The sequence below is a fragment of the Pseudomonas sp. CAU 1711 genome, from assembly GCF_039888625.1.
GTDB lineage: Bacteria > Pseudomonadota > Gammaproteobacteria > Pseudomonadales > Pseudomonadaceae > Aquipseudomonas.
Genome location: NZ_JBDQQT010000007.1, coordinates 168953 through 182039 on the forward strand (window position 1 = coordinate 168953; position 13087 = coordinate 182039).

Consider the following 13087-nt stretch of genomic DNA (forward strand, 5'->3'; position numbering starts at 1 on the left):
AAATCAGGAAGTCTTTTTCAGCGACTCCGCTGATTCGTACTGAGCTATCCAATCTGCTTTATCGAATTCAACAAGCCACTGTTTAAGCTCATCGATCGGCTTGGGCCTGCACAGCCAAAAGCCTTGTATGAAGTCGCAGCGTTCTGTTTTCAGGCGCTTGGCTGTTTCGCCGTTTTCTATCCCTTCGCCGACCACGCGATAGCCGAGGCTGTGAGCCATCTGGATGGTTGTCGTGACGATGACATCCGCGTTTTCGCGGGTGCAGATGTCATGAATCAGCGAGCGATCCAGCTTGAGTTCCGCGGCGGGGAGTTGCTTGAGGTAGGAGAGGGAGGAGTAGCCGCTGCCAAAATCGTCGATGGAGATTTTGTATCCCAGCGCGGCCAGGCCATTGAGCGCCTGCAGGCTGTTTTCGGGGTCGCGCATTGCCGCTGTTTCGGTGATCTCCAGGGTGATCGCGCTGGCCGGCAGTCGGTGGTGCTGGCGCGCCATTTCCAATACGCCCTTGAGGTCGGCAGACTCCAGGTCACGTGCCGACAGGTTGACCGCCACGGTTAGCGCCGGGTTTGTCTGGCGCAGGTCTGCCAGGTCCTGTGTGGCCTGCTGGATGACCCAGTGGGTGAGCTGGGTGATCACGCCCGTTTCTTCTGCAAGGGGGATGAAATTGGCTGGGCTTACCCAGCCACGCTCGGCGTGGTGCCAGCGTACCAGGGCTTCTACGCCATCGATCTGTGCGGATGCAATGTTCTGTTTGGGCTGGTAATGCAGCGCCAGCCGTCCCTGCTGCAGGGCATTGCGCAGGTCGGCCATGAGCGTCAGGCGGCTCTCGCTGTAGATATCGTACTTGCGTGAGTAGATGCCGGTTTCATTGCCGCTGCGAGGCGCGATTTCCATGCCGACATGGGCGTTACGAATCAGCTCGGCAGCCGATTGGCCATGCTGGGGGTAGGCGGCTGCACCGAAGCGCGGTTGTAGCTCGATGGCAAGGTGGTCCAGCTGCAAGGGTTCGGCCAGTTGTCTGAGCGCGCGGTTGAGCGCTGCAAAGTTGTTTTCGGCCTTCTCCATGTCCACCAGCAGGCAGAAGCAGTCGCCTGAAAGGTGGTACACACGTTCTTCGCGGCCTTGGTCGTCGAGCGTGACCTGGATGAAGGGCAAGCCGGCGGCCAACTCTGTCATCTGCCGCGCCACGCATTTCATCACCCATTCGCTTCTGGCCAGGCCCAGGGTGCGGTTGATGTCATCCAGGCGGGAAATACGGGCCAAGCCCACCATGTAGTGGCGCTCGGGGTGTTCTTGCAGTTGTTGATCCACCATCAACTCAAAGCGGTTGCGGTTAGGCAGACCGGTCACCGGGTCATGGGTCAGTGCCTCGGTGAGCTGTTTCTGGGCGATATTTCGGGATTGCGCCTCCTGCAAGCTGGCCGCCTGGGCGATGATCTTGTCTTCACGCTCCCGATAGAGACGGTCTGCCAGCGCCAGGGTCAGGATAAAGGCTTCGATGCCTGAGCCCATCTGCATCGCGTTTTCCGTGAAGAAGTTTTCAGGGAAGACGCCAAGCGCTCTACCGGCCGTGGCCATGACGCCAATCGTCAAGGGCGTCCAGGCCAGGGTAAAGAATACCCCGGCCCGCACGCCGGCTGCCCAGGCTATCGGACCGGCGACCAGCAGCAGCGAGAAGAAGAAGATGGCTGAGAACGAAGCCAGTTGAATGCCCTGGAAATAATCCAGAAAAGGGGCGGAGAGGAGAAACAGCGACTCAAAAATCATCATCCCGATCAGTAGCTTATCCAGCCTCGGCGTGTTGACGCGGGTGTTCAGGAACTCCCGGCAGAACAGCAGTGAAAACAGTGCCAGAGCAGGTATCGAGACCAGCAGAATCTTGGCATGCAGCTGCGGCATGCTTGGGTACAGGTGTTGAAAGCTGAACCCTTTGATCGAGGCAAAAAACAGCAGGTAGCCCACCAGGGCGAGCGCGTAGTAGAGGTACAGTTTTTCGCGCAGGCTGAGGAATACGGCGAGATTGATCAGGATGATGACGCAGATGCTGCCGTAGTAGAAAAAGTGCAGCTTGAGCTCGTAGGCGGCGGACTCGAAAAACGCTTGCTCGCGCCAGATCATCAGGGGGATGACCATGGTCCCGTTCGTCGCTACGCGGACAAATAGGGTCCTCACCTCATCGGGGGCCAGCGACACGCGCAACAGAATGCTCGGATGGTCCACATCGCGTGGGTAGAAAGCCTGGCTGTCACCCGTCTTGAGCGTTTTGACTTCGACGTCTTCATCGAATACGTGGAAAGTCACATCGTCCAGCTGTGAGTAAGCCAGTTCGGCAATCAGGTTCTGGTGTATCGGGGTTCGGTTCTTGACCGAAAATCGAAGCCAGTAGGCCGATTGGGTCAGGCCGAATGTGGCGCGGCCCTCGGGCACCAGCGACCAGCGTTCGTCCGGCAGGGTTGCCACCTGCTCAATCGAGGCTTCGCCCGTGACGTCCTCCCAGAACTCGAAGTGGGCCTGGATCTTGGACGCTGGAGTAATCTCGATCGGCCCCGGTTGTGGCCAGGCATCAGGGCTCAGACCGGCCAGCAAGACTACAACCAGCATGCGGACTACCCGGTACAGGTGCACGGAACGGTGCCTCCGTTTGTGGCCGTCAACGGCACTTTTTCTTATCACTGGCAGTGTAGCCCCAGAGTGGCTGAGGCGTGCTGGTGCAGCCCGCTCAGCAGCATCGCCATCATGCTGGGGCTGGCCATAATGCTGTTCACTTAGCGACATCGCGCTCGGCCGAACTTTGATTGAGTCGGCACCGCGGATGTTGTTCTCCCTCTGGGAGAGGGTCGGGGTGAGGGGCCAGGCAACGAGTAGGCGATACCCAGCCCCTCTCCCGGCGGGAGAGGGGGCGCTCTCAAGACACCGCGACATCCCGGTCATGGTATATCGACCGGGCTGGCCTGTAGGCAGTGGGCTTCGCAGGGCTTGCGGGCGTATGTCTTGCGGATATGACGGGGTGCCCCGCCCCCGCATCGAGATGATCTGGGCTCTGCCCCTGCCCTCCACCTGTTACTGGGCGCCTGCTGTTTTCGCCGCCGGCTTTTCCGCAGCAGAGACGACGGTCGGCCACGAGCCCTCCCGCGGGTAGGCCTTCTCGAAGAACTCCGCGAAGGCGCGCACCTTCGCCGGAAGGTAGCGGTTGCCGGGATAGACCAGCACCAGCGGCAGTGCCTCGACCGCATGCTCGGTAAGAAAGGGTAGCAACTGGCCGCCGAGAATGGCGTCATGCACCAGCGGCTCGGGCACGTAGGCCACCCCCAACCCAGCGGTCGCCGCGGAGATGGTGGCGTCCAGGGACGTCAGGCGTAGTCGGCCTTGAGGCGTGAAGGCGACCGGCTTGCCGTTGTCATCGAACTGCCAGTCGCATCCGCGTCGGGTCGAGGGCGAGACGAACTGGATGCAATCGTGCTGGCTCAGGTCGGCGATGCTCTGCGGCGCAGTGCGCCCGGCGAGATAGCTGGGGGCGGCGCAAGTCAGCCAGCGGACGCTGGTCAGCTTGCGCGCCACCAGGTCGGCGTCTGCCGGGACTCTGCCGCTGCGCAGGGCGCAGTCGATGCCTTCCTCGACGAGGTTGACCAGGCGATCGGTGGTGATCACATCCACCGAGAGGTCGGGGTAGCTGGCCATGAACTGCGCCAGCTTCGAGAAGAACGCCAGGTGCACGAACGATTGCGCCACCGATACCCGCAGACGACCGCGAGGCTGGGCGCGCACGCTGGACAGGTTGTCCTCGGCCTCCGCGATCTCGCCGAGAATGCGCACACAGTCCTGGTAGAACGCGCGGCCCTCCTCGGTCAGGCCGAGGCGCCGCGTCGTGCGGTTCAGCAGGCGCACGCCCAGATGCTGCTCCAATTGCGCGACGGCGGTGGTGACCGAAGCGCGGGACATATTCAGATTGTCGGCGGCCCGGACGAAGGCGCCGTGCTCGACCACCCTCACGAAGATCCGCATGCAAGCCAGCTGGTCCATCTCATTGTTCCGAATCACCGAATCATCCATTCAGTGTATCGCCGTTTATCCCTCTGCCGCGTGCCCATAAAGTGCGCCCACCCGGCCACGCTGGCCGGCCCAGCGGATGAGTGCGGAGAACGCGGTGATGAGTCCAAACCCGTGCAGAGTTGTCGGAGCCGATGGCGCTCGGCGTGACGGCGCGCTGCTGGCCACTCCGCCGCGGCGGCACAGCGGGCTGTTCGGCTGGTTTGCTGCGCTGGTTGTGGCACTCGAGCTCGCGCCGGCCACCGGCCTGGCGCAACCGCCGGCCGAGCCACCGGCGCGCCTCAGCGACACCGGGCTGTTCGCACCCGACTCCCACTCAATCGCACCCGGCCTGCTGGCCTTCTCGCCGCAGTACCCGCTGTGGTCCGACGGTGCCGTAAAGCGCCGCTGGCTGGCAGTGCCGCCGGGCTCGGTCATCGACGCAGCGGCCCCGGATGCCTGGGTTTTCCCCGTGGGCACGCGGCTGTGGAAGGAGTTCGCCCAAGGCGGCCGGCCCGTAGAGACGCGCTTTATCGAGCGGCTGGCGGACGGTGCCTGGCGCTACGCCACCTATATCTGGCAGGCCGACGGCCTGGACGCGACGCTGGCGCCGGCCGCAGGCGCCTCGCTGAGCGTCGCTGCGGCGCCGGCAGGGCGCTATGCCGTGCCCTCGCGCGACGACTGCCGTGCCTGCCACGAGGCCGGACCGACCCCTGTGCTGGGGTTCAGCGCCCTGCAACTATCGCCTGAGCGGGATGCCCAGGCACCGCACGCCGAAAGCCCCGCTGCGGATGTGATCGACCTGCAGGGGCTGCTGACGCGCGGGCTGCTGCGCAACCTGCCGCAGGCCCTGATCGACCGGCCGCCGCGCATCGAGGCCCGCTCGCCGACCGAGCGGGCCGCGCTGGGCTATCTGCACGGCAACTGCGGGCACTGTCATAACGCCACCGGGCCGTTGGCGCTGCTGGAACTGAGCCTGACCCAGGGCACCGGCTCGGCCGCCGACACCGAACACAGCCTGCGCACCACCGTGGGCCGCTCGAGCGATGCACGCCTGAAGAACCTGGACACCCGCATCGTTCCCGGCGACGCGGCGCGCAGCCTGCTTCTGCTGCGCATGCGTTCCCGCAATCCGGTACTGCAAATGCCTCCGCTCGGCACGGCGCGGACGGATACCCAAGCCAACGCTCTGATCGAGCGCTGGATCGTGCATGAACTTCCCCATCTACAGGAGCAAAAACCATGAGAACTGTACGCTCGGTTCTTCGCAGCGCCTCGCTGCTGTACCTGATCGGCTTCACCGGCGGTGCGCTGGCGGCGAGCGACGCCAGCGCCGAGGGCGCTTCCAGCGGCGTGGCCCGCGGCAAATACCTGGTCGAAACCTCGGGCTGCCATGACTGCCACACGCCCTGGGCGATGGGCCCGGACGGCCCGGCCCCGGACATGAGCCGCGCGTTGTCCGGCCACCCCCAGTCGCTGCAGATGCCGCCCGTGCCCAAGCTGCCCGAGGGGCCCTGGCAGGTCATCAGCGCGGCCAGCAACACCGCTTGGGCCGGGCCTTGGGGCGTCAGTTTCACGGCGAACCTGACGCCCGACAAGGAGACCGGCCTGGGTAAGTGGACCGAGCGCAACTTCATCGAGACCATCCGCACGGGCCGCCACCTGGGACGTGGGCGCCCGGTGCTGCCCCCCATGCCGGTTCAGGTGTACCGGAACATGACCGACAGCGACCTGGCGGCCATCTATGCCTACCTGCAGACCATCCCCTCGGTGAGTAACCGGGTGCCCGACCCGATCACACCGGACGAGTGAGCGGGCATCCCGCTCCCCGCCCGGGACCGCCGCAACGCACGGCCTGCGCCGTAAAGTTGTTCACTTGCTACCTGCGCGGGCCGGAGAGGACCGATGGCCCAGAGAAACTGTTGTTTCCCCCTCTCCCCGAGCGGATGGTGCGGGTCGCGGAGCACTACCGCCGGCGCCGGGCGTTATTTCGCTTGCAGGTTAGCCGCCGCGGGCGGCGGGAGCGATTGCCTGGTCGGCCTACTGCGGTCAACAGGTTGCTGAAGTACATGGCAGCCACTCACACAGAACGGAGCCACAAGCGACATCCAATCAGCTCTTGCTTCTCGCCGGAGGGGCCTTGGCCGCGACTGTTGCTTTGGCGCTGCCTGTATTGCGGCCGGGACCTCTCCTACAAGGGCAGCAGGGCTTTGAAGAGTTTTCGTGTCGCTGCTGTTTACAGGGTGCTTCACCCCGGTTGCGCGGGTTCTGCCATTCGGGAAAGGTTTATTTCTGAGCCACTGAGCAGATCAAGCTTCCACCGAGCGGTGGCGATGGAGCTCTATCCGGACGGGTGTGGCAATGCGCTGTCGGATTATGGCTACTAGGGGGAGTGAGAAGCGGTGAAATACGCTGCGCACCCGGACTGGCTTATGCCCGGACATCGGGCATGCCTTCCTGCCGCTTAAGCTACATTTCCTGTCCCCCCATGCGCCCGCGCCAACGGCGATCCCGCCCAGACAGGCTGCCATTTCGACGGAGTGACTATGCCCGCAGAAAACTCGCTTTATCGGTGGTTGCACCAGCATCCGGTGCTGAGTTTCCTGCTGATGACGGCAAGCTTCCTGGCCTTCGGTTACTTCACCATCGACCTAGTGAGGCTGATCGGCAGCAATGCGGCCTTTATCGTCAAGCACGGTTGGCTGGCCTTGATGAGTGGCGGCTTGTTGCAGTTCATCCAACTCACCCTGAAGGCGCTGCTGGCCATGGCCTTCTACCTGATCTTCAGGCTGAGCGAGCAGGCGGTATTGAAAAGGCTGTCGAGCCGTAGCGGCACCGTGGCGAACAGGTAAGCCGGGCATTCGGCCGGCGCTGCACCAAAGACTGGAAGAAAGGGACCGCTTAGCGTTCCACGCCATTGCGCGGCCGCCTCGCGCAATCAGTAGCCTCGATACCACAGCTCCTTACGCTGCAGAGGGGTGGCGGCGGGCAGTATCGGGTTCTCCAGCCGGTAGACCTGGCGCTGATCGAGCCTGGCCCGGGCCAGCAGTTCGGCATGGTAGTGCTGGAAGAGCCGCTCGAAGCTGCCATCTTCTATCGCCAGGTTGAGCCCCCGCTCGATGGTCTGTGCCAACGCCGGATTGTCTGGAGCGACGAAGTAATAGAAGGCCGTCGGGTAATAGAGCAGCTTGGTTCCCTCCACGCCAATGCCCTGCTCGGCATGAGCCGCCTGCTCCGCCCAGATTTCCACGATGGAGCGCGGAAACAGGTCGACCCGCTTGTACGCCAGCATCTCGAAGATGGCCTGGTAGCTGGCCGAGCCCGTCACCTGGAAGCCGTTCGCGCGCAGGATGCTGGTGTCCGGCCAGTCATGGCCCTGGACCAGGCGATACTGTTGCAGGTCCGACAGCGTCATCGGCCTCTCGAAGCGCTCCCGGTCTGCTTCGTTGATCAGGAAGATGCGCCACCCGATGAGGCCCTTGTAGATGGGTATGCGCACAGGCAGCAGGTCTTGCTCGCGCTGCTGGGAAGTCATGCTCCAGACCACATCCACGCCCTGCCCCAGCTTCAGCTGTTGCAGGGCGCGGCCCTGGTTCATGATCTGCTGGGTTGGCCGCAGGACATGACGCTGCCCGGCCCGCTCCAGGCCCAGCTGCAGGAGCTTCAGCGGGTATTCGGTGCGCTTGTCGAAGTCCGTCTCGGGCCTTGGGTAACGGACAACCTGCTCCTCTGCGAAAACCGCACAGACAACCACCAGCAATAACAGCACCGGCCACCGCCAGAGTCGAAATCGCATATCGAGCCGCCAGCCGTTCAGACTCCTTGGAATCTGTTCAAGGTCTTGCGCACTGGAGCCAAGCCAGAGCCAGGCGCCCCTGCAAACAGGCGAGCAGAGCACCGGGCTCGTACTCGGGTTTACAGGTGGTCAATGAGCATGACTCGCTTCGCTCGCCCCTCGGCCGCACTGAGCGCGTTAGCCGCAAGCGGCTTCCGAGACGCCGCGTCCCGGCCTGTTGTGGGCGACGCATGGCCACCTTCAACAGGTTCTTAACCAGCATAGAGCACCAGCCGAGTGGCGCACGCACCAGCGCCAGGCAAGCGGCCCTCAAGGAAGAAGCGGGCGTGATCTACAGCGTGCAGATCCCTCCCGGCACCGCCATCACCCAGTCGCGAATGGCCCGGATGGCCGGATCGTTTTTGCGGCTCTCCGGATACACCAGGAAGAACGGCTTGCCCTCCAGCTCCGGGCCGAATGGCTGCACTAGGCGCCCCTCCTTCAGCTCGTCCTCGATCAGCTGGCGGCTCATCAGCGCCACGCCTTGCGCGCCGATGGCGGCAGAGACGGCGTGGGTCTCGTCGGAGAACACCAGCCCGGCGCCGACATCCAGCCCCGGCACCCTGGCCTGCTTCTGCCACAGGGCCCAATCGATGGGAGCCGGGACGATGGCCGCATTGCGAAAGTGGATCAGCGAGTGCCTGGGCAGCTCGGCCACATCGTGCAGGCCGAGCAGCGGGCTGCAGGCCGGGATGAAGGTGTTGTCGAACAGCTTCTCCGCCACCAGCCCCGGCCAGCGGCCGTCGCCGTAACGGATGGCGATGTCCGCGGTGACGCCATCCAGCGCGACCGGCTCGTGCGAGGCATGGATGCGCAGGTCGATGTCCGGATGGGACTCGCGCAGCAGGCACACCCAGGACAGCAGCCAGCGCACCGCCACGGCCGGCGTGGTGCTGAGGGTGATCGCCTGGCGCCAGGGCCGCGCGCTGAGGCGCCTGGCCGTGGCGCTGATGCTGTCGAACGCGCTCTCCAGAGTCTGCTGCAGCTCGCGCCCCTGGGCGGTCAGTTCGAGCCGGCGCGGCCGGCGCAGGAACAGCGGCACGCCGAGCGACTCTTCCAGCGCGCGGATCTGGTGGCTGATCGCCGTGGCGGTCACCGAGAGTTCTTCCGCCGCCTGCTTGGCGCTCTCGTGGCGGGCGGCCGCCTCGAAGGCCCGCAGGGCCGAGAGCGAGGGTAACCAACGCTGAGCCATAGATGAGTTTCTCTCAGTCGTAGCGAAAAATAATCATCGTTTGTCGTCCGTAAAGACCGAACTTAGCCTGAGTCTGTCGCGAGTTATAGATGAATTCAACTTAGATAAGGAGACTCGACATGCCGCACATCCTGCATCTGGACGCCAGCGCCCGTCCCGGCCTCGCCGGCAAGGACCCGCACGGTTCCCACAGCCGCAACCTGGGCCAGCGCTTCGTCAGCCAGTGGCGGGCGCGCCGCCCCCAGGACAGCGTCACCTACCGCGACATCGGCCGGAACCCGCCGTCCATCATCGATCACGACTGGATCGCCGCCTCCTTCACCGCCGAGGAGCAGCGCGAGCCCTGGATGCGCGATGCGCTGGCGGAGAGCGACCTGCTGGTCGACGAGCTGCTGGCGGCGGACGTGCTGGTGATCGGCGCGCCGCTGTACAACTTCGGCATGCCGGCCGCGCTCAAGGCCTGGATCGACCAGATCGTGCGCACCGGCAGAACCGTGGACTTCGACGAGAGCAACCTGCTCGACCCTTACATCCCCCTGCTGGCGGACCGTCCGCGACATGCCGTGATCCTCGCGGCCAGGGGCGGAATCGGCTTCGATGCCGACGGCGATCTGGCGCACATGAATCATCTGGAGCCGAGCCTGATCACCGCCCTGGGCTTCATCGGCATCACCCGGGTGCACCAGATCGCGATCGAGGGTCAGGAAGTCGGCGGCGAGCTGCTGGCCGCGTCGGTGGCCCGCGCCCTGGGCCAGGTCGATGGCCTGGTGGCACAGCTGCAGCGCGAGTTGCAGCCTGAGCGCACGCCGCAGCCGGCCTGAGACGGGCATCTCATGCGGGCTTGCGCGGCGCTGCCACAGCGCAGCCTGCCATGGACAGGCTGCGTCATGCCGGGAGCGCCGCGCTCAGCTGGAGCCCGTACCCAGATTGAAGTGGCGCACCTGGGCATGCAGGCGCTCGGCCAGCACGGCGAGACTCTGACTGGCCTCGGTGACTTCGTTGGAGCCTTCGCTGTTGTCGCTGGCCAGGTCGCGGATCATCTCGATGCGCTGGCTGATGTCATTGGCCACGGCCGCCTGTTGCTCGGCCGCGCTGGCGATCTGAATGGCCATTTCGCTGATCTCGCGGTTGGCCGCGGTGATGATATCCAGGGCATGCCCGGCCTCCACGGCCTGGTCGGCCCCCGTCTCCGCCTGGACGCGGCTTTGCCCCATGACGCTGGCGGCCTTCTGCGCGCCGCTCTGCAGACGCTCGATCATGCCCTGGATTTCCATGGTGGAGTCCTGGGTGCGCTTGGCCAGCGAGCGCACCTCGTCGGCGACCACGGCAAAGCCGCGGCCCTGGTCGCCCGCGCGCGCAGCCTCGATGGCGGCATTGAGCGCCAGCAGGTTGGTCTGCTCGGCGATGCCTCGGATGACGTCGAGGATGCCGCCGATGTTGGCGGTGTCCTGAGCCAGGGCCTGCACCACAGTGGCGGCATCGTCGATCTCTTGGGACAGGGCTCTGATCGAGCCGACCATCTGCCCCACCAGTTGCTGCCCGTTATTGGCGGCCTGATCGGCGCGCTGCGCGGCATCGGCGGTCTGGCTCGAATGGCGGGCGACCTCCTGCACGGTCGCGGCCATTTCGGCCATGGCGGCGGCCACCTCGGTGGTGTGCTGCTCCTGCTGCAGGAGGTTGTGCTGGGTGGACGTCGTAGTGCTGGTCAGCTGCGAGGCGGAAACGCTCAGCTGGGTGCTGGAATGCACCACACTGCTGACGATCTCCCGCAACTTGCCGACCATCTGACCGAAGGAATGCGAGAGCACGCCGAACTCGCCACTGCTTTGCCCGTCGTGATGGGCGCCCAGCTCGCCGGCGGCCACCTTGCGGGCCTCGTCGCTCAGGCGCAACAGGGCGCCGCTGACCTTGCGCCGGATCGCCACTATGCCCAGCGCGGAGATCGCCACCAGCAGCACGACCACAGTGCTGACGGCGACCATATAGCGCTCACCTATGCGGCTATAGTGGGCCACGGCAGCGCCGGTGCGCTGGTCCAGCAGGGCGTAGAAGTCGTCCACCGGGCGCATGATCTTGGCCTTTTCCTGGTGATATTCGGCGTTATGCATCAGCCGGCTGGCCATGGCCAGGTCGGGCTCGCCCTTGCGGGTGAAACCGCCCTGGCCATCGGCGAACAGGCCCTTGACGGCATTCATCGCGACGGTTTCGATCTGCACCAGATGGTCGGAATTGGCCTGGGCCTCGGCCAGCTTGGCCAGCTCGGCCTCGCTGAAACCCTGGCGGCGCATCAGTTCGAGCAGGGACACGGTCTCACCGGTGCCACGCGTGACCGGCTGGCCGGCGGCGATGAAGTCCCAGTACAGCCGTTCGTACTGCTGCGGGCGCGGCAGCTTGCCATTGCGGATATCCAGCACTTGCCAGTATTGCTCCTCGTAGCGCGGCTCGCCGCTGACCGCATAGGTGCGCGCCAGGCGGGTGAGGTCATCGGAGCTCTGGCGCAGCTCATCGGCCAGCAGGTAGGACTGGTAGCGATTTTCCTGGCTTTCGGTCAGCTGGCCCTGATTGCGGATCATCAGGATGACCAGAATCGCCAGCAGGCTGGTGCAGAGAATGATGGCGGCAAAAATCAGGGAAAACAGGCGTTGAACAGACATGGCGGCCCTCCTTAGCGGAGCTGGATGACTTCCTGTCAGAAAGGCGGGGGAACTGCCCGCCTGCTTCGTCTCTCTGGCAGTGAGCGAAAGGTGTGCATTGGCGATGTGTCCGCACTTAACTGGTGCGACACCTGTCACAGCTTTGTTCAGGTTGAATAACTTGGCAAGGGGGTCAGATTCCTATTTCTCCTTGTCGCTCCTCCCTGGCGACCGAGGCGCCGCGATGCCTCTTGCAGCCCTCGCCTGTCGATTATCGCCGCTGGCGCTAGCGACGCCACTCCTGCGCCAACGAGGGGGCATGCAGGCGGACGATCTGCGCGGAGAGGAACTCGTGCTCCGGCACCTCCAGATTCCTGGGCGGCGGCATGTTCTGGTAGACCCGACCGGCCAGGTCGAAGACGCCGCCGTGGCAGGGGCAGAAGAACTGTGGCCCGGGGTACGGGGAAGGCATCTGGCCGGCGCTGTCCTGCGCCCGGTACTCGGGAATGCATCCCAGGTGCGTGCAGATGCCGTAGGCGATGAAGTACTCCGGCCGCAACGAGCGATGCGCGTTGCGTGCCTGCTCGGGTTGTTGCGACGACTCGGACAGCGGGTCGAGCAGGCGCGGGTTCTGCTCCTCGAGCAGGCGCAGCGCTTGCGCCGAGCGGCGGACAATCCACACGGGCTTTCTCGCCAGTTCCACCGTCATCATCTGGCCTTCCTGCAGGCCGCTGATATCCACATCGAGATAATCGTTGCGCCTCTTCCACAGCTGCCAGGGCCCGAACAGCGAGCCCAGCGCCCCGGCCCCGCCGGCGAACAGCCCCAGCGAGCCGAGCAGCTTGCGGCGCCGGCAGGAAACGTCATCCGGCGCCGGGCGGTGCGCTCCGGGCGCCAGCTCCAGCACGCCGCCGTTGACCAGGCCGGCCAGGCTGCCGGCAGCGAGATAGAGCGCCGCCTGCTGCAGGGCATAGAGCGGGACCTGGCCGAACAGGAAGAGCAGATAGAGCAGGCCGCAGACGCCCCCCAGCAGAGCGTGAATAGCGATGCGCGGCCCCATTGACAGCCTGTCGCGCAGGAGAAAGCCCGCCAGGAGCGCGGGCACCAGCAGAACCACAAAGGCCGTCAGGGCCGTCTTCAGCGGGCCGACGCTATGCAGCAGATCGCTCAGGGAGACCAGCGCCTGGGTTTGCCAGAGGGTGCCCAGGTAGAGAAGCCAGACCCATGCATTCACGGCCAGGCACAGCGCCAACAGGCTGAAGGCGCAAAACGCGACATTCCTTGTGTTCATGATTCTTCCCTGTGGATGAGGTCGAGTGGGCAAGCGACGGCTGCCACCCATATCGGCCCGGCAGAGGCTAACCCGCCCCATCGGCGCAAGCCGTGGCCACTGTCACGGCT

Annotated in this window: 10 protein-coding genes; 4 read left to right on the plus strand and 6 right to left on the minus strand. The window is 64.9% G+C overall.

Annotation, left to right across the window (positions count from 1 at the left end):
- Nucleotides 1–3 precede the first annotated feature (3 nt).
- Both AAFN46_RS10030 and AAFN46_RS10035 read right to left on the minus strand, forming a co-directional pair.
- Complete coding sequence (locus AAFN46_RS10030; RefSeq protein WP_347808540.1) at nt 4–2601, minus strand: EAL domain-containing protein; 2598 nt, start codon at nt 2599–2601, stop codon at nt 4–6.
- A gap of 459 nt (nt 2602–3060) precedes the next feature.
- Nucleotides 3061–4050, minus strand: coding sequence for a LysR family transcriptional regulator (locus AAFN46_RS10035; protein ID WP_347808541.1), 990 nt, complete (start codon nt 4048–4050; stop codon nt 3061–3063).
- A 76-nt stretch (nt 4051–4126) separates the two neighbouring features.
- On the opposite strand from AAFN46_RS10035, the gene AAFN46_RS10040 reads away from it, so the two are divergent.
- From AAFN46_RS10040 to AAFN46_RS10050, 3 genes are all read left to right on the plus strand, one after another.
- On the plus strand, nt 4127–5272 hold the full coding sequence (locus tag AAFN46_RS10040; protein WP_347808542.1) for a hypothetical protein: 1146 nt from the start codon (nt 4127–4129) through the stop codon (nt 5270–5272).
- The gene (locus AAFN46_RS10045; protein ID WP_347808543.1) at nt 5269–5838 is read left to right on the plus strand and encodes a hypothetical protein; all 570 of its coding nucleotides are present in this window, start codon (nt 5269–5271) and stop codon (nt 5836–5838) included. Before AAFN46_RS10040 ends, AAFN46_RS10045 begins: the two co-directional genes overlap by 4 nt.
- Nucleotides 5839–6572: 734 nt before the next feature.
- Nucleotides 6573–6878, plus strand: a complete 306-nt coding sequence (locus AAFN46_RS10050; protein ID WP_347808544.1) for a hypothetical protein — start codon at nt 6573–6575, stop codon at nt 6876–6878.
- Between the two features lie 86 nt (nt 6879–6964).
- Here AAFN46_RS10050 and AAFN46_RS10055 read toward each other — a convergent pair whose 3' ends face one another.
- A complete protein-coding gene (locus AAFN46_RS10055; RefSeq protein WP_347808545.1) occupies nt 6965–7795 on the minus strand; it encodes a hypothetical protein in 831 nt (276 codons plus the stop codon).
- A 358-nt stretch (nt 7796–8153) separates the two neighbouring features.
- A complete protein-coding gene (locus AAFN46_RS10060; RefSeq protein ID WP_347808546.1) occupies nt 8154–9053 on the minus strand; it encodes a LysR substrate-binding domain-containing protein in 900 nt (299 codons plus the stop codon).
- Between the two features lie 119 nt (nt 9054–9172).
- On the opposite strand from AAFN46_RS10060, the gene AAFN46_RS10065 reads away from it, so the two are divergent.
- Nucleotides 9173–9874, plus strand: a complete 702-nt coding sequence (locus AAFN46_RS10065) for an NAD(P)H-dependent oxidoreductase (protein WP_347808547.1) — start codon at nt 9173–9175, stop codon at nt 9872–9874.
- An 84-nt stretch (nt 9875–9958) separates the two neighbouring features.
- Here AAFN46_RS10065 and AAFN46_RS10070 read toward each other — a convergent pair whose 3' ends face one another.
- Both AAFN46_RS10070 and petA read right to left on the minus strand, forming a co-directional pair.
- Entirely contained in the window at nt 9959–11707 is a 1749-nt protein-coding gene (locus tag AAFN46_RS10070; RefSeq protein ID WP_347808548.1) for a methyl-accepting chemotaxis protein, read from the minus strand.
- A gap of 265 nt (nt 11708–11972) precedes the next feature.
- Nucleotides 11973–12977, minus strand: coding sequence for a ubiquinol-cytochrome c reductase iron-sulfur subunit (petA, locus tag AAFN46_RS10075; protein WP_347808549.1), 1005 nt, complete (start codon nt 12975–12977; stop codon nt 11973–11975).
- Nucleotides 12978–13087: the final 110 nt, after the last annotated feature.

Bases quoted from the DNA above. Each gene is read 5' to 3' on its own strand.
- AAFN46_RS10035 (WP_347808541.1), bottom strand. From the start codon at position 4,050: ATGGATGATTCGGTGATTCGGAACAATGAGATGGACCAGCTGGCTTGC.
- petA (WP_347808549.1), bottom strand. From the start codon at position 12,977: ATGAACACAAGGAATGTCGCGTTTTGCGCCTTCAGCCTGTTGGCGCTG.
- AAFN46_RS10050 (WP_347808544.1), top strand. From the start codon at position 6,573: ATGCCCGCAGAAAACTCGCTTTATCGGTGGTTGCACCAGCATCCGGTG.
- AAFN46_RS10065 (WP_347808547.1), top strand. From the start codon at position 9,173: ATGCCGCACATCCTGCATCTGGACGCCAGCGCCCGTCCCGGCCTCGCC.
- AAFN46_RS10040 (WP_347808542.1), top strand. From the start codon at position 4,127: ATGAGTGCGGAGAACGCGGTGATGAGTCCAAACCCGTGCAGAGTTGTC.
- AAFN46_RS10060 (WP_347808546.1), bottom strand. From the start codon at position 9,053: ATGGCTCAGCGTTGGTTACCCTCGCTCTCGGCCCTGCGGGCCTTCGAG.
- AAFN46_RS10070 (WP_347808548.1), bottom strand. From the start codon at position 11,707: ATGTCTGTTCAACGCCTGTTTTCCCTGATTTTTGCCGCCATCATTCTC.
- AAFN46_RS10045 (WP_347808543.1), top strand. From the start codon at position 5,269: ATGAGAACTGTACGCTCGGTTCTTCGCAGCGCCTCGCTGCTGTACCTG.
- AAFN46_RS10030 (WP_347808540.1), bottom strand. From the start codon at position 2,601: ATGCTGGTTGTAGTCTTGCTGGCCGGTCTGAGCCCTGATGCCTGGCCA.